Consider the following 15,383-nt stretch of genomic DNA (forward strand, 5'->3'; position numbering starts at 1 on the left):
ACCTCTCCGGCGGTCAGCGCACCCGAGTGTCGCTGGCTTGCGCATTGGTGTGCGAACCCGAGCTGCTGGTGCTCGACGAGCCCACGGTGGGCCTGGATCCCGTTCTGCGGGTGGATCTTTGGGAGCAGTTCGCCGACCTGGCTCGCGGGGGAACCACCCTCCTGGTTTCCAGTCATGTGATGGACGAGGCAGAGCACTGCGGTGACCTGTTGCTGATGCGCGACGGCCACCTCGTTGCGCAGACCACACCGAACCAACTACGAGAGGACACCGGATGCACGTCACTGGAGGACGCGTTTCTGTCCATCATCAAGCGCAGCACGAAGCGCCGAGCCGGTTAGGGCTGCAGGGGTCGCTGAAACCGTACGGCGCGACCACGTTACGGATCCTGCGCCAACTGGCCGCCGACCATCGCAGCATCGCGATGATCTTGGCAGTGCCGGTTCTGGTTATCACGTTGATGTACTTCATGTTCGAGAATGCCCCGCACCGGCCGGGCACGGCTGCGCCGTTCAACAATGCGTGCCTGATCCTGCTGGGCCTTTTTCCGCTCTTCGTGATGTTCATCATCACGGCGATCACCATGCAGCGCGAACGGGCATCGGGAACGCTGGAACGCATCCTGACCACTCCGTTGCGCCGGCTCGACCTGCTGATCGCTTACGGGACGGCCTTTTCAATTGCCGCCGCGATACAAGCCACTTTGGCCTGCGGCGTGGCGTTTTGGCTTCTCGGTTTCGACACCGCCGGCAGTCCCTTCTGGGTGTTCCTGATCGCGATCGTCAACGCGGTGCTAGGCGTCGGCCTTGGACTGTTGTGTAGCGCGTTCGCGCGCACCGAGTTTCAGGCCGTCCAGTTCATTCCGCTGGTAATGGTGCCGCAGCTGCTGCTGGCCGGCATCATCGTGCCCCGCCCGATGATGGCTCACTGGCTGCAGTGGATCAGCAACGCGATGCCGGCCAGCTACGCGCTGGAAGCTCTGCAGCAGGTGGGCTCGCATACCGGACTGACCGGTATCGCGTTACGAGACATCCTGGTGGTGTTGGGGTTTGCGGTCGCGGCACTCTGCCTGGCTGCGGCGACGTTGCGTAGACGGACCCCGTGATCCGGTGGTCGCCCACGCACAGGGGAAACGTCCGGGACGTCCTCGCGGAGTCTCGGACAACCGCGAACGCATCCTGGCAAGTGCCCGAGAAATGTTTGCCCGCAATGGGATTCACAAGACGTCGATCCGGGCGGTGGCCAAAGCGGCGGACGTGGACGCCGCGTTGGTACATCACTACTTCGGCACCAAGGAAAGGCTCTTCGCTGCGGCTGTCCACATCCCGATCGACCCGATGGAGGTCATCGGTCCGCTACGAGAGGTTCCCGTCGAGGAACTCGGCCACAAACTGGCGTCAATGTTGTTGCCGCTGTGGGACTCCGAGATCGGTTCGGCGTTCATTGCCGCCCTGCGGTCAATCCTGGCGGGTTCGGAAGTCAACCTGTTCCGTGCGTTCATCCAGGATGTGATAGCGGTGGAGGTGGGTACCCGGGTAGACAATCCGCCGGGAAGCGGCATCATCCGCATCCAGTTCGTCGCCTCACAACTGGTGGGCGTCGTCATGGCGCGCTACATCCTGGAGTTGGAGCCTTTCGCATCGCTTCCCGCACAGCAGATCGCGGAAACCATCGCGCCGAACCTGCAGCGTTACCTCACTGGGGACTTGCCGGATTTGCCTGCGCCATGAGCCGCACGTGCTCGTCGTCGCCGACCTCGATCGCCTCGTCGATCAGCAGTACCGGGATGCTGTCTTCGATGCGGTAGGCCCGCCGTAGCCGCGGGTTGTAGAGCAACTCCTCATCACCTCTGTCGACCAGCACCAGCGGTCCTTGGTCGGCCGGGCAGACCAGGATTCTCAACAGCGTTTCGTCAATCACGTCGGCCTCGATCATCAATCCGCATCGGACATCTCCGCCCGTGCCGCGCCCGTCAACCGCCGGAAGTGGTTGGCGTCCGCGTCGAAATACCAAGCGTGCCGTCCCGGCTTGGGAATTCCGGCTGCCCGCAACGGGCTCACTGTCGGGCGATACGTGGCGCTCAGTGTCATCTCCCCCACCACATGCACGATGTCGGGTCCCAACCCGAAGGGCATGGCTGCCACTGCTTCGGTGAGATCGGCCGCGGTGATAGTGGCGCCCGGCCGCAGCGTAACCGCTGCCACTGAGACCTGGTGACCGTCCATCGACACCCCGTAGGTCGCCGCGAGATCGACGGCCGGAATGAGACCGAGCGCATCGGTGATCGGCTCGCAGAACACGACGCCCCGTGCGGTGCTGACCGCCGAACCGCGCCTGCCCACCAGCCAGAAGTCGCCGTCGGTGTCGCGACGGAATAGGTACTCGGTGGAGATCCAGGTGTCGGCGGGAGCGAAAACGCCCCGTTTGACCGAGGCGGTCGGATCGATCGGTCCACGCGGCTCGGCGAGCAGTACGCCGACTTCATTGCTGTCGGGTACCCGGACCAGGCCGCGCTCGGTTTCCAGGATCAGGTCATGCTCGGCGTCGTAGGCGGCCAGTTCGACGTGTCCGGCTCCGGGCAGCGGCCGGCCCTTGCTGCCGATCTTGGCGCCGGACACGTTGGCCAGCACCGCGTGCCCGTCGGTGGTCGCGAAGAACTCGACGACATGCGCGGGCGCGAACACATCGACGACTCGCTGCCACAGCCCGGTCGGCATGCCCGAGCCGATGAACAACCGCACCGGGTGATTGCCATGCAGCGAAAAGCCGGGGTCGTCGATGACATCGCGCAGCATCGCCCACGTGTAGGCGACCACGGTGACGCCGTATTGGCGCACTTCTGCGACGAATCGGTCTGCGCGCAGCCCGCGGGACAACGCGATGCGGGTGCCGCCCACCACCGCGCCGCCAAGGCTGACCAGCAGCCCGGACTCGTGGTGCAGCGGCGTCAGGCAGTACACGGTGTCGTTACGGCCCAGGGTCGCAGTCGAAGCGGTTCCGAACGCCGACAGCGCCCAGCGGTAGTTGGTGATCTGCTTGGCGACCAGCTGTCCACCGCCGGTGCTGAAACCGATGAACGCCAGATCCCGCGCATACCCCGGGTTCGCCCGATACCAGGCCGGCAGCTCGACGACGTCGGGGTCGATCTTTTCCATATCGATGACGCCGGCGTCCTCGGGCAGATGCAGATCCCGGGATTCGCCACCGCCGAGGACCAGAATCTGTCCGGGCAACTGCCGCGCGGTCTCGAGATTGGTTGGATCGGTGATGATCTCGGTCACTCCGCCGAGCCGGACCGCAGCGGTCAGGTCGACGTCGGGCTTCAACAGCACCGCGACGGCGCCCAACCGGGACAGCGCGGCGATGGCCACCAGTGCACTCGGCCGGGTTTCCATCAGCACGCCGACGTGTTCGCCCTGGCGCACCCCGACCTCGATGAGGCCCCGCACCACGTTGTCGATGCGGCGGTTCACCGCCTCGTAGGTGTGAACGCGCCCATCGAACAGCAGGAATTCGCCGTTGGGTGCATCGTGGGCTTGTTCGCCGATGATCCGGCCGAGCGAGATCCGGGTGTGGTCGTTGATCTGACCCAGTCGGGCCAGCCGGGGCAGGGTTCGGACGGTCTCGACGGCCAGGGTCCGCACGGATTTGTTCGCCGCGACGACGGCGCCGGCCGCCCCGCGGGCAAGCGTCAATGCCACCTCGCCTGCCTCACCCAGGCCGTGCGCCAGCCGGGAACTGAGCGCGACACCGCGGTCGGTGCGCTCGGCCGGCTGATCGGCCATCGGGAAGATGTCCGTGGGCTTGTCGCCGTGCCCGGAAATCCACAGCACCCAATCGGCGACAGTGGGCCAAGTCTCCTGTGCCGCTTTTGATCCGACCACCAGACCGAAATGACCGGTGCGCAGCGAATACTCGTAGACCTCGGCATTGGGCGCTGCGCGCCGGATGCCGCGTACCGCGGCCGGCTGCCCGATGTCGTCAACCTCGCCGACGAAAGCCAGTACCGGACAAGTGATATCGGTGAGAGTCACCAGTTGCCCGTTGATGGCAAAGCCGCCGGTCATCATCCGGTTGTGCGCGACGAACTGCTTGAGCAGCTCGGAGACCGCCGGGCCGGACCAGGCGATCCAGCCTTCCGACTCCAGGAATCTGCGCTGGGCTTCCCTTGGCAGCAGCGCCTCTCGATCGTGCAGCTGGCGCACGAAATCGATCCGCGCCTTGGCGGTCTTGAGCGGATCGAGCATCTGGAAGCCGGTGCGCGCCAACCAACTTGGGATATCCAACCGGTTGAAGACATGGTCGGCCATGAAATTCGCGACGCCGGGAGCCATGTTGGGCGGAAGGCCCATCGGCAGCGCCGCCAGGGTGTCTACCGGTGAGCCGAACGTCAGGATGCTGGCGATGCTTTTCGAGCGCCGGTAGGCCGCCGCCTGGTAGCAGAACATCCCACCTTGCGAATAGCCGGCCAGGTGCACGTCCTGACCGGTGGTCTCGGCGGTCAGGTCGATCGCCTCGCCCAGCGCAACGATGTGGTCGGCCAGATTGCGGCGCATGCCACCCTCGACCCGGTCGGGTGAGCCGAAGTCGATGACCCACGGATCCAGCCCGGCGGCGTGCAGGATGCCGACCGCCCCCTCCGCGCGGGTGACATCCCACATGGTCGCCGACATCATCATCGGGTGCACCAGCAGTACCGGCGGACCGGCCGGCGGCTGAGCCGGGCGGCTGTCCGGCGGGAAATAGCGCCGAAGCTTGTACATCGGCACGCTCTCCACGACCTGTGACGGCGACGGAGAGTTGCCGGTTTCCAGGCCCCCGAGCCGCAGCACCTCCAGGCCGTTCTGCGCCGTCGCCATCAGGCGCTCAACCGGTCGCGTGACCGCTGAGAACTTCAGATCCATGCCGCCGCTCCCTCGAAACCAAGACCATGCTGTGTTGCGCGTGGGCCTGACAGCGTGCACATCATGGCACATCGCAGAGGGTGGGCCCGCTGCTTTGGTCAGGCTGCCGAACCGTTCGACCAGCCTATCTTTCCGCGTCGGCGACCGCCCCGATACGGCGACAGGCATCATCGGCGGGCTAGGGTCGGGCCGGTGGCACACCTGCTGGGCGCCGAGGCAGTCCACCTCGAATACCCGACGCGGGTCGTCTTCGAATCGACGACCGTCGGGGTCAACGACGGCGATCGGATCGGCATCGTGGGACGCAACGGCGATGGAAAGTCCAGTTTGCTGGATCTGCTCACCGGTCAGGTGCGCCCGGATGCCGGGCGGGTGACACAGCGCGGCGGACTGCGCGCCGGCGCGCTGAGCCAGGCCGACGTCCTCGAGTCGGACAGCACGGTGGGATGGACGCTGGTCGGTGACCGGCACGAGCATGAGTGGGCCGGTGATCCGCGCATCCGCGATGTCGTCAGCGGACTGGTGTCCGACATCGGCTGGGACGCCGTGATCGGCACACTCAGCGGTGGCCAGCGGCGGCGTGTACAGCTGGCCGCGCTGCTGGTCGGCGAGTGGGACGTCATCGCGCTGGATGAGCCGACCAACCACCTCGACATCGAGGGCATCACCTGGCTGGCCGCTCACCTGCGTCAGCGGTGGGCCCGCAATACCGGCGGGTTGCTGCTGGTGACCCACGACCGGTGGTTCCTCGACGAGGTGGCGACCGCGACGTGGGAGGTGCACGACGGAATCGTGGAGCCGTTCGAAGGCGGATACGCCGCCTACGTGTTGCAGCGAGTCGAGCGTGATCGGCTGGCGGCCGTCGCAGAGGCCAAGCGGCAGAACCTGATGCGCAAGGAGCTGGCCTGGCTGCGCCGCGGTCCCCCGGCCCGCACGTCGAAACCGAAGTTCCGTATCGAGGCGGCCAACCAGCTAATCGCCGACGTGCCGCCCCTTCGGAACACTGTTGAGTTGGCCAAGCTCGCCACCGCGCGGCTCGGCAAGGACGTGGTCGATTTGATTGATGTTTCGGTCTCGTTCGACGGTCGGCCCGTGCTGCGCGATGTCGAATGGCGGATCGGCCCCGGCGAACGGACCGGCATCGTCGGGGCCAACGGGGCGGGCAAGTCGACACTGCTGGGGCTCATCAGCGGGGACGTCCAGCCTGAGGCCGGAAAAGTCAAGCGCGGCAAGACGGTTCGCGTAGGAATGCTCGACCAGCGGGGTGACGAGCTGGTCCCGTTGGCCGGCGAACGGGTTGCCGATGTCTTGGGTCGGCTGCGCAGCGGCTATCAGGTCGACGGCCGCGACGTCACTCCCGCCCAATTGTTGGAGCGTCTCGGATTCGCGGGTGCCGAGCTTTCATCGCGGGTCGGTGAGCTGTCAGGTGGGCAGCGCCGCCGGCTGCAACTGATGCTGACGCTGTTGGCCGAACCCAATGTGCTGCTGCTCGACGAGCCGACCAATGACGTGGACACCGACATGCTGGCCGCTACCGAGGACCTTCTCGACTCGTGGCCGGGCACATTGATCGTGGTCTCCCACGACCGCTATCTCCTGGAGCGCGTCACCGACCAGCAGTACGCGATTCTGGCCGGCCGACTGCGACACCTCCCCGGCGGCATCGACGAATACCTGCGGCTGGCCGCTGCCCAGGCCACCGCGGAGCGGGCCGTGCCGACAGCGGCCAAACCTGCGGAATCGCAGCAGATCTCCGGCGCCGAGCTGCGCGCCGCGCACAAAGAGATCGCTGCCATCGATCGCAGGCTGGCGCGGTTGGCCGAGCAGATCGAAGCCAAACATCGCGAACTGGCCGAGCACGATCAGTCCGATCACGTCGGCATCACCGGGCTCACCGGTCAACTACGCGACCTGGAAAGCGACGTTGCCGAACTGGAGAACCGGTGGCTAGAGGTTTCCGAGGTCATCGAGTGAGTTTGCAACCTAGCGGCTGAGCCGGGATCGAAGTCGCTCGGCGGCAGTAATAACTGAATCACGTTGGCGGGCAACCTGAATAGGCGCGGTGCCGCCGCGCGCGTCCCGCGATGACACCGAGCCCTCGATGGTGAGGACTTCTCGCACCTGCGGCGTCAGGGCGGCGCTGATTGCAGCCAACTGGTCGTCGGTCAACTCCTCGAGCCCGACACCGAGCTTCTCGGCGATCTGGACGGCGGCGCCGGCGGCCTCATGCGCCTCGCGGAACGGAACACCCTGGCGCACCAGCCATTCGGCGATATCGGTGGCCAGGGTGTAGCCGGCCGGCGCCAGTGCCGCCATCCGCTCGACATTGAACGTCAGGCTGCTGACCAGTCCGGCCATCGCCGGCAGCAGCAGCTCCAGCTGCGCCACCGAGTCGAGCACCGGCTCCTTGTCCTCCTGCAAGTCTCGGTTGTAGGCCAGCGGCTGAGCTTTGAGCGTCGCGAGCAGACCGGCCAGGTTTCCGATCAACCGGCCCGATTTCCCACGCGCCAACTCGGCGATGTCCGGATTCTTCTTTTGCGGCATGATCGAGCTGCCCGTCGACCACGAGTCATGCAGGGTGACGTAGCCGAATTCGGTTGAGCTCCAGATGATGACATCCTCGGCGAGCCGGGACAGGTCGACGCCGATCATCGCGAAAACAAACGCTGCCTCTGCGGCGAAATCCCGGGCCGCGGTGGCGTCGACGGAATTGTCGGCGGCTGCCGTGAAACCGAGGTGTTCGGCGATGGCGTCGGGATCCAATCCCAGCGACGAGCCGGCCAGCGCTCCAGAACCGTAGGGCGACACCGCGGTGCGCGCGTCGAGGTCGACGATCCGGTCGACGTCACGCAGCAGCGGATGGGCGTGCGCGAGCAAATGGTGGGCCAGCAAAATCGGCTGAGCGGACTGCAGGTGCGTCTTGCCCGGCATCACGGCGGTCGGGTGCGCAGCGGCCTGGTCGGCCAGTGCGCCGACCAGGTCCAGTGCACCCGCGGCCACGCGCCGCAGCGCGTCGCGCAGCCACATCCGAAACAGCGTGGCCACCTGGTCATTTCGTGAGCGCCCGGCCCGCAGCCGACCGCCGAGGTCGGACCCGGCCCGGTCGATCAGTCCACGCTCCAGCGCGGCGTGCACGTCCTCGTCGGTGACCAACGGGCCGAAGCTGCCGTCGGCAACGTCTTCGGCCAGGCTATCCAGACCGGCCAGCAGTCCGTCGCGCTGCTCATCGGTGAGCAGCCCGGCGTTGAACAGAATGAGGGTGTGCGCTTTGGACGCAGTGACGTCGTAAGGTGCCAGCACCCAGTCGAAGTGAGTGGATCTGCTCAGCGCGGCCAGCGCATCCGACGGGCCGTCGGCGAACCGCCCGCCCCACAGCGATCCCTCGTTGGTGCTCACGTGGTCACCTTCTCGGCGCGAACAGACGCAGAATCGCATCGAGAAGCCGGCTCGCGTGCGATTCTGCGTCTGCTCGCGCTGGAAGCGGTCACTGCTGGTCCCGGCGCGCGGCGAGCTTAGACGACAGCCCGTGCACGTAGACGAAACCCCTCGCCATGGACTGATCGAAGGTGTCGCCCTCGTCGTAGGTGGCCAGGTTGAAGTCATACAGCGACTGGGTGCTGCGCCGGCCGTTGACGGTAATATGGCCGCCGTGCAACACCATTCGGATCTCGCCGGTGACGTGCTCCTGAGTCTTGGCGACGAAGGTCTCCAAGGCGACCTTCAGGGGCGAGTACCACAAACCGTCGTACACCAGTTCCGCCCAACGCTGATCGGTGTGCCGTTTGAAGCGGCCCAGCTCGCGTTCCAAGGTGACGTGCTCGAGTTCGGTGTGCGCGGTGATGAGCACCATCGCGCCCGGTGCTTCGTAGATCTCCCGACTCTTGATGCCCACCAGTCGGTCTTCGACGACATCGAGGCGCCCGACACCCTGCGCGCCGGCGCGGCGGTTGAGTTCCTCGATGGCCTGCAGCACCGACACCGAGTTGCCGTCGATCGTCACCGGTACGCCACGCTCGAAGCCGACAATTACTTCGTCAGGGGTGTTCCAGTTGACGGTGGGGTCTTCGGTGTAGTCGTAGACGTCCTTGGTCGGCGCGTTCCAGAGGTGCTCCAGGAAACCGGTTTCCACCGCGCGGCCCCACACGTTCTGGTCGACGGAGAACGGCGAGCGTTTGGTGACATTGATCGGGATGGCGTTCTCCTCGGCGAAGGCGATGGCCTTCTCCCGCGTCCAGGCGTAGTCGCGGACCGGCGCCAGCACCTCCAGATCCGGTGCCAGCGAGGCGAATCCGACTTCGAAGCGGACCTGGTCGTTACCCTTGCCAGTGCAGCCGTGCGCGACGATGCTGCCGCCGTGCTCGCGGGCCGCCGCGACCAGATGCTTGGCGATGAGCGGACGGCTGATCGCTGACACCAGCGGGTAGCGATCCATGTAGAGAGCGTTGGACAAGATGGTGGGCAGGCAGTAGCCGTCGGCGAATTCGTCGCAGGCGTCGACGACGACGGCTTCGACGGCGCCACAGTCCAGCGCACGCTGACGTACCAGCTCCATGTCCTCACCGCCCTGGCCCAAGTCGATGGCGACCGCGACGACCTCCCGGCCGGTCTCCTTGCCGATCCAGCTGATCGCCACCGAGGTGTCCAGACCGCCGGAATACGCCAAGATGACGCGCTCGGACATGAACTGATCTCCTTAAAGTCGTGCGGTTATGTGAGGTCTTGGATCAGGGTCGCGAGCTCTGCACCGGTCATCGGCTCGCGGGCCGCCACGAAGATCGTGTCATCCCCGGCGATGGTCCCGACTACGTAGGGCAGTGCGGCCCGGTCGATGGCGCTGGCCAGGTAGTCGGCCGCACCGGGCGGGGTCCGCAGCACGGCGAGGTTTCCGCTGGCATCGGTGGAGACCAGCACGTCGCTGAGCAGCCTGGACAGCCGCGCGGTACCACCGGAGACCCCGCGCAGCGGGCTGCCGTTTTCCGGCACGACGTAGACGCCGACACCGCCGTCTGCGCCGCGTAACTTCACCGCGCCGAGATCTTCCAGGTCCCGCGACAGCGTGGCCTGGGTGACCTCGACGCCGTCGGCGGCGAGCAGCGCGGCCAGCTCGCTCTGGCTGCGCACCTCGGTCGACGACAGGATCGCCACGATGCGCGCCTGCCGTCCGACCCGGGTGATTTCGGGCGTGGTCTTGGCGCGCGTCATGTGGATCGCTCCAGCAGCCACACCAGCAACGCCTTCTGCGCGTGTAGCCGGTTCTCGGCCTCGTCCCAGACCGCGCTGTGCGGACCGTCGAGCACGTCGTCGGTGATCTCATGACCACGATGAGCGGGAAGGCAGTGCAGCACAACGACTTCCGAGTCAGCCTTGGCCAACAGCTCAGCGTTGAGCTGGAACGGCCGAAATGGTCGGACCCGGTCCAGCCCGTCATCCTCCTGACCCATCGAAGTCCAGGTATCGGTCACCAGCACGTCGGCGCCAGACGCCGCGGCGTCGGCGTCTGCGGTGATGGTCACCGATGCTCGGGTTTCCGCGGCGCGACGCTCGGCGGCGGCTATCACCGACGGATCAGGCGCAAACCCGGCCGGAGACGCGACCGTCACGTGCATGCCGGCCGTCACGCCGCCCAGCATCAACGAATGCGCCATGTTGTTGGCGCCGTCACCAAAATAGGACATCCGCAAACCGGGCAATGATCCGGTGCGTTCGGCAACGGTCTGCAGATCGGCAAGCACCTGGCAGGGGTGGAACTGGTCGGAGAGCGCGTTGACGATCGGCACCGTCGCGGTCTCGGCCATCGCACTCAGCCGGGCCTGCCCGTAGGTGCGCCAGACGATGGCATCGACATAGCGGGACAACACTTTCGCGGTGTCCTGCAACGTCTCCTCGCGTCCCAGCTGGGTGCTGCGGCCGTCGACCACCACCGCATGACCGCCGAGCTGCGCGATACCCACCTCGAAGGAAAACCGGGTACGGGTGGAGTTCTTGTCGAAGATCACCGCTACGCCGCGCGGACCGTCCAGTGGCCGGTGGCTGAATGGGTCTTTCTTCAACTCCGCGGCCAGCGCCAGCACCTCGGCTTGTTCCGCTGGCCTCAGGTCGTCGTCGCGCAGGAAGTGTCGCGTCATTGTTTTTCCCCCGCATCCCCCTCGACTGCGTCCAGGATGCCCGGCAACGCGGTGACGAACGTGTCGAGCTGATGCTCGGTGATGATCAACGGCGGTGCCAGGCGAACGACGTCCGCTGAGGCGGCGTTGACGAGGAATCCGGCGGCGCGTGCCGCCGCCTCGACCGCTTTCGCGGCGGGCGCGGTGAGCACGACCCCGCACAGCAGGCCACGGCCGCGGACGTGGTCGATCGAGGGATGACGAAGAGATTCGATGCTCTGGCGCAAGGTCTTTCCGAGCACCCCGGCACGCCGCACCAGGTCTTCCCCGGCCAATACCCGCAGCACCGCCAGGGCCGCCGCCGCGCAGATCGGGTTGCCGCCGAACGTGCTGCCGTGCAGGCCGGGGGTCAGCAGTTGCGCGGCCGGACCGGTCGCCAGGCACGCACCGATCGGCAGGCCACCGCCCAGTCCCTTGGCCAGTGTCACTACGTCGGGAGTGATGCCGTCGTGTTGGTGCGCGAAAAACGTTCCGGTGCGGCCCATTCCGGTCTGCACCTCGTCCAGCACCAGCAGCGCACCGTGGTCGGCGGTGATGTCGCGGGCGGCCGCCAGGTAGCCGTCGGGCGGCACGACGATGCCGCTCTCGCCCATGATCGGCTCTAAAAACACCGCAGCGGTGTCGTCACCGACCGCAGCCGCCAGAGCGTCGGCATCGCCGTACGGCACATGGGTGACATCGCCGGGCAGCGGTGCGAATGGCGCCTGCTTACCCGGCTGCCCGGTCAGCGCCAGTGCACCCATCGTCCGGCCGTGAAATGCTTCTTGCGCCGCAACCAGTTTCGTCCGTCTGGTGAGACGGGACAGTTTGAATGCCGCCTCGTTGGCCTCGGTGCCGGAGTTGCAGAACAACACCCGGGTCTCCGCATCGGCGCTGAGCAAACCGACCAGCGCCTCGGCCAGCGCGATGCCAGGTTCGGCGGCATACAGGTTGGAGGTGTGCCCCAGTGTCGACATCTGTCGCGTGACGGCCTCGAGCACGGCAGGATGCCCATGCCCCAGCACGTTGACGGCTATGCCGCCGAGCAGATCCAGATACGACGTGCCATCCACGTCGGTGACCACGGCACCGTTGCCACTGGCCAGGGCCACCGGCGGGACGCCGTAGTTGTTCATCATCACCGCGGCCCACCGGTCTTGCAGCTGTTCCGTGCGGGTCACGCGCTCACCACCTTCGTTCCGGACCCTTCATCGGTGAGCAGTTCGACCAGCACGCAGTGCTCGACGCGGCCGTCGATGACGTGTGCGCTCGGCACTCCGGCCTTCACCGCCCGCAGGCAGGCCTCCACCTTGGGGATCATGCCGGTCTGCAGCGTCGGCAACAGTTCAGTCAAAGTCGCACTGTCGATTTCGCTGGCCAGCGAATCCCGGTCCGGCCAACGGGTGTAGAGACCTTCGATGTCGGTGAGCATCAACAGCTTCTCGGCTCCCAGCGCCTCGGCCAACGCGCCCGCAGCGGTGTCGGCGTTGATGTTGTGCACCACGCCGTCGATGTCGGGAGCCAAGGTTGATACCACCGGAATCCGGTTGGCGGCAATCAGGTCCAGTACGACGGCGGGGTTCACCTGAGCGACGTTGCCCACCAGGCCGACGTCGGTGTCGACACCCTCGACGCTGACGTTGCGCCGCACCGCGGTGAACAGGTTCGCGTCTTCGCCGGTGACACCGACCGCGTAGGGCCCGTGCACATTGATCAGGTTCACCAGTTCGCGTCCGACCTGACCGAACAACACCATCCGTGCCACCTCCAGCACTTCGGGTGTGGTGACCCGAAATCCACCCTTGAAGTCGCCGGCGATGCCCAGTCGCTCGAGCATCGCGCTGATTTGCGGGCCGCCGCCGTGCACCACGACCGGATGAATCCCGCAGTTACGCAGAAAAGCCATGTCGGCGGCGAACTCACGCCGCAGCGTGTCGTTGGTCATGGCGTTGCCGCCGTATTTCACCACCACGATCTTGCCGTGCAATTGGGTCAGCCACGGTAATGCTTCGGCCAGCACCTGCGCTTTGACTTGGGTGGACAGCATCTCCGCGCTCATGAGCTGTAGGCCGAATTCTCTTCGACATAAGCGTGCGACAGGTCAGTGGTCCGGACGGCGGCGTTTGCGGCGCCGACGCCCAGGTCGACAGTCACATCGATGTCGGTGGCCGACAGATCCACCTCGCGCGCCCCCGGTGTGCCGACGCCGTCGACGCAGACCGCTGAACCGTTGAACGACACGGTGATCCGGTCGGGGTTGAGTGCTACCGGTGCCATCCCGACAGCGGCAAGAACCCGGCCCCAGTTCGGGTCGGAGCCGAACAGTGCGGTCTTCACCAGGCTGTCCCGTGCAATCATCCGGGCCGCGACGAGGGCATCGTCTTCGGTCGGCGCGCCGGTGACGTTGATCGTGATGCACTTGGTGACGCCTTCGGCGTCGGATTGCAATTGAGCGCACAGGTCATCGCAGACCCGCAGCACGGCGTCGTCGAGATCAGTTTGGCTGGGTGTGATTTCGCTTGCGCCCGAAGCCAATAGCAGCACGGTGTCGTTGGTTGAGCAGCTGCCGTCGACGTCGAGTCGATCGAACGTCCGCGCGGTGGCGCGGCGCAGTGCCTGCTCGAGCGCGGCTGCTTCGGCCACAGCGTCGGTGGTGAGCACGCACAGCATGGTGGCCAGCGACGGCGCCAGCATTCCGGCACCCTTGGCCATTCCGCCGACCGTCCAGTTGCCCGGATGGTGCAGCGCAACCTGTTTGGGCACGGTGTCGGTGGTCATGATCGCCCGGGCGGCCTCCTCGCCGCCGGTGATCCCGCCGGCCATCTCGTGCACCAGTTCCACGACGCCGGCGAGGACCCTGTCCATCGGCAACCGGTCACCGATCAAGCCGGTGGAACACACCGCGACATCGATGGCCCCGATCTCGGTGCCCCACTCCGACAAAGCGGCCGCCAGGCCCTCGGCGGTGGCATGCGTGTCCTGGAATCCGCCGGGTCCGGTGCAGGCGTTTGCGCCACCGGAATTCAGGACCACCGCGCGCAGCCGTCCATCGGCCACCACCTGGCGGGTCCACAACACCGGCGCCGCCTTGACCTGGTTGCGGGTGAACACCCCGGCCGCGGCGTGATCGGGCCCTTCGTTGAACACCAGCGCCAGATCGGGCGCCCCAGATGCCTTGATACCCGCCGCGATACCGACGGCACGAAAGCCCGCCGGCGCCGTGACTCCTTGGGTGCGTACCAGTGTCGCCAGGTCCGCGCGAGTCACGGGGCCACCCCCACCACCGAAAGGCCTTCGGCTTCCGGCCAACCCAGCGCCAGGTTCATCGACTGCAGGGCCGCGCCACCGGTGCCCTTGACCAGGTTGTCGATCGCGGCGATCGCGATGAAGGTGGAAGCGTCCTCATCCACGGCGACCGCGATGTGGGCTGCATTGCTGCCGATCACCGCGCCGGTGCGCGGCAACTGCCCTTCGGGCAGCAGGTGCACGAAAGGCTCGTCGTGGTAAGCCTTTTCATATGCAGCTCGCAGCTGCGAGAGCGACGACGCGGTCCGCGCAGTACAGGTCGCAAGAATTCCCCGAGAGGTCGGGATGAGCACCGGCGTGAACGACACGGTGACCTCGCGATCGGTAACCCGGTTGAGTCCCTGAACGATTTCAGGTGTGTGCCGGTGTGTGCCGGCGATGTTGTAGGCCCGCGCCGAACCAATCACCTCCGAGCCGAGCAGATCGGTTTTCACCGCGCGGCCCGCACCCGACGTGCCGCTGACGGCGACGACGGTAGCGGCCGAATCGATGAGATCGGCCGCAACGGCGGGAAACAGTGCCAACACCGCGGCGGTCGGATAGCAGCCGGGTACGGCGATGCGCCGGGCACCGCGCAGCGCCTCGCGAGCGCCGGGTAGTTCAGGCAGCCCGTACGGCCAGCTGCCCGCGTGCGCGGAGCCGTAGAAGCGTTCCCAGGCGGCCGCGTCGCTCAGCCGGAAGTCCGCCCCGCAGTCCACCACCAACGTCTGCGGGTCGAGTTGTTGCGCCAGGGCCGCCGAATGACCGTGCGGAAGCGCCAGAAAAACCACGTCATGGCCGACCAGCACGTCAAGCTCGGTGGGCTCCAGTACCCGCTGGGCCAACGGCAGCAGGTGTGGATGGTGTTCGGCAAGCGGCGTGCCCGCACTGGCGGCGGCGGTCACCGCGCCGATCGTCAGCCGCCCATCGTGGTAGGCCGGATGTCCGAGCAGCAGCCGCAGGATCTCCCCGCCCGCGTAGCCGCTGGCACCGGCCACCGCCACCCGCATCCCCTGGGTCATGACGCCCATCGTTGCATGACTATGCACGC

14 protein-coding genes are annotated in these 15,383 nt (G+C 66.6%); 4 read left to right on the forward strand and 10 right to left on the reverse strand.

All coding sequences use genetic code 11. From position 1 onward, the window contains the following. The 3 genes from VGG53_RS07760 to VGG53_RS07770 form a co-directional block, all read left to right on the forward strand. On the forward strand, positions 1-341 hold a 341-nt coding region (locus tag VGG53_RS07760), incomplete at its 5' end, for an ATP-binding cassette domain-containing protein (RefSeq protein WP_331517468.1). A 14-nt stretch (positions 342-355) separates the two neighbouring features. Beyond that, complete coding sequence (locus tag VGG53_RS07765; protein ID WP_331517520.1) at positions 356-1,105, forward strand: ABC transporter permease; 750 nt, start codon at positions 356-358, stop codon at positions 1,103-1,105. A gap of 4 nt (positions 1,106-1,109) precedes the next feature. Next, entirely contained in the window at positions 1,110-1,730 is a 621-nt protein-coding gene (locus VGG53_RS07770) for a TetR family transcriptional regulator (RefSeq protein ID WP_331517469.1), read from the forward strand. Here VGG53_RS07770 and VGG53_RS07775 read toward each other — a convergent pair. Then, positions 1,696-1,920, reverse strand: coding sequence for a Trm112 family protein (locus VGG53_RS07775; RefSeq protein WP_331517521.1), 225 nt, complete (start codon positions 1,918-1,920; stop codon positions 1,696-1,698). The genes VGG53_RS07770 and VGG53_RS07775 overlap by 35 nt on opposite strands. 14 nt (positions 1,921-1,934) lie before the next feature. Then, positions 1,935-4,904, reverse strand: a complete 2,970-nt coding sequence (locus VGG53_RS07780) for an acyl-CoA synthetase (RefSeq protein WP_331517470.1) — start codon at positions 4,902-4,904, stop codon at positions 1,935-1,937. Positions 4,905-5,096: 192 nt separating this feature from the next. Here VGG53_RS07780 and VGG53_RS07785 point away from each other — a divergent pair, with 192 nt between their 5' ends. After that, complete coding sequence (locus VGG53_RS07785) at positions 5,097-6,878, forward strand: ABC-F family ATP-binding cassette domain-containing protein (RefSeq protein WP_331517471.1); 1,782 nt, start codon at positions 5,097-5,099, stop codon at positions 6,876-6,878. A gap of 9 nt (positions 6,879-6,887) precedes the next feature. Here VGG53_RS07785 and argH read toward each other — a convergent pair whose 3' ends face one another. From argH to argC, 8 genes are all read right to left on the reverse strand, one after another. Further along, positions 6,888-8,300: an argininosuccinate lyase gene (gene argH, locus VGG53_RS07790; protein WP_331517472.1), complete on the reverse strand. Its 1,413-nt coding sequence runs from the start codon at positions 8,298-8,300 to the stop codon at positions 6,888-6,890. 88 nt (positions 8,301-8,388) lie between these two features. Continuing rightward, positions 8,389-9,585, reverse strand: a complete 1,197-nt coding sequence (locus VGG53_RS07795) for an argininosuccinate synthase (RefSeq protein WP_331517473.1) — start codon at positions 9,583-9,585, stop codon at positions 8,389-8,391. Between the two features lie 26 nt (positions 9,586-9,611). Continuing rightward, entirely contained in the window at positions 9,612-10,106 is a 495-nt protein-coding gene (locus tag VGG53_RS07800) for an arginine repressor (protein ID WP_331517522.1), read from the reverse strand. Continuing rightward, complete coding sequence (argF, locus tag VGG53_RS07805; RefSeq protein ID WP_331517474.1) at positions 10,103-11,029, reverse strand: ornithine carbamoyltransferase; 927 nt, start codon at positions 11,027-11,029, stop codon at positions 10,103-10,105. The genes VGG53_RS07800 and argF overlap by 4 nt, the downstream gene beginning before the upstream one ends. Next, positions 11,026-12,228: an acetylornithine transaminase gene (locus VGG53_RS07810; protein WP_331517475.1), complete on the reverse strand. Its 1,203-nt coding sequence runs from the start codon at positions 12,226-12,228 to the stop codon at positions 11,026-11,028. The genes argF and VGG53_RS07810 overlap by 4 nt, the downstream gene beginning before the upstream one ends. Further along, entirely contained in the window at positions 12,225-13,106 is an 882-nt protein-coding gene (argB, locus tag VGG53_RS07815; RefSeq protein WP_331517476.1) for an acetylglutamate kinase, read from the reverse strand. The genes VGG53_RS07810 and argB overlap by 4 nt, the downstream gene beginning before the upstream one ends. Beyond that, complete coding sequence (gene argJ, locus VGG53_RS07820; RefSeq protein ID WP_331517477.1) at positions 13,103-14,314, reverse strand: bifunctional glutamate N-acetyltransferase/amino-acid acetyltransferase ArgJ; 1,212 nt, start codon at positions 14,312-14,314, stop codon at positions 13,103-13,105. The genes argB and argJ overlap by 4 nt, the downstream gene beginning before the upstream one ends. Beyond that, positions 14,311-15,354, reverse strand: coding sequence for an N-acetyl-gamma-glutamyl-phosphate reductase (argC, locus tag VGG53_RS07825; protein ID WP_331517478.1), 1,044 nt, complete (start codon positions 15,352-15,354; stop codon positions 14,311-14,313). Before argC ends, argJ begins: the two co-directional genes overlap by 4 nt. Positions 15,355-15,383 lie beyond the last annotated feature (29 nt).

Source organism: Mycobacterium sp. (genome assembly GCF_036490025.1).
Classification (GTDB): Bacteria; Actinomycetota; Actinomycetes; order Mycobacteriales; family Mycobacteriaceae; genus Mycobacterium.

Bases quoted from the DNA above. Each gene is read 5' to 3' on its own strand.
- VGG53_RS07780 (WP_331517470.1), bottom strand. From the start codon at position 4,904: ATGGATCTGAAGTTCTCAGCGGTCACGCGACCGGTTGAGCGCCTGATG.
- VGG53_RS07795 (WP_331517473.1), bottom strand. From the start codon at position 9,585: ATGTCCGAGCGCGTCATCTTGGCGTATTCCGGCGGTCTGGACACCTCG.
- VGG53_RS07800 (WP_331517522.1), bottom strand. From the start codon at position 10,106: ATGACGCGCGCCAAGACCACGCCCGAAATCACCCGGGTCGGACGGCAG.
- argF (WP_331517474.1), bottom strand. From the start codon at position 11,029: ATGACGCGACACTTCCTGCGCGACGACGACCTGAGGCCAGCGGAACAA.
- argB (WP_331517476.1), bottom strand. From the start codon at position 13,106: ATGAGCGCGGAGATGCTGTCCACCCAAGTCAAAGCGCAGGTGCTGGCC.
- argC (WP_331517478.1), bottom strand. From the start codon at position 15,354: ATGACCCAGGGGATGCGGGTGGCGGTGGCCGGTGCCAGCGGCTACGCG.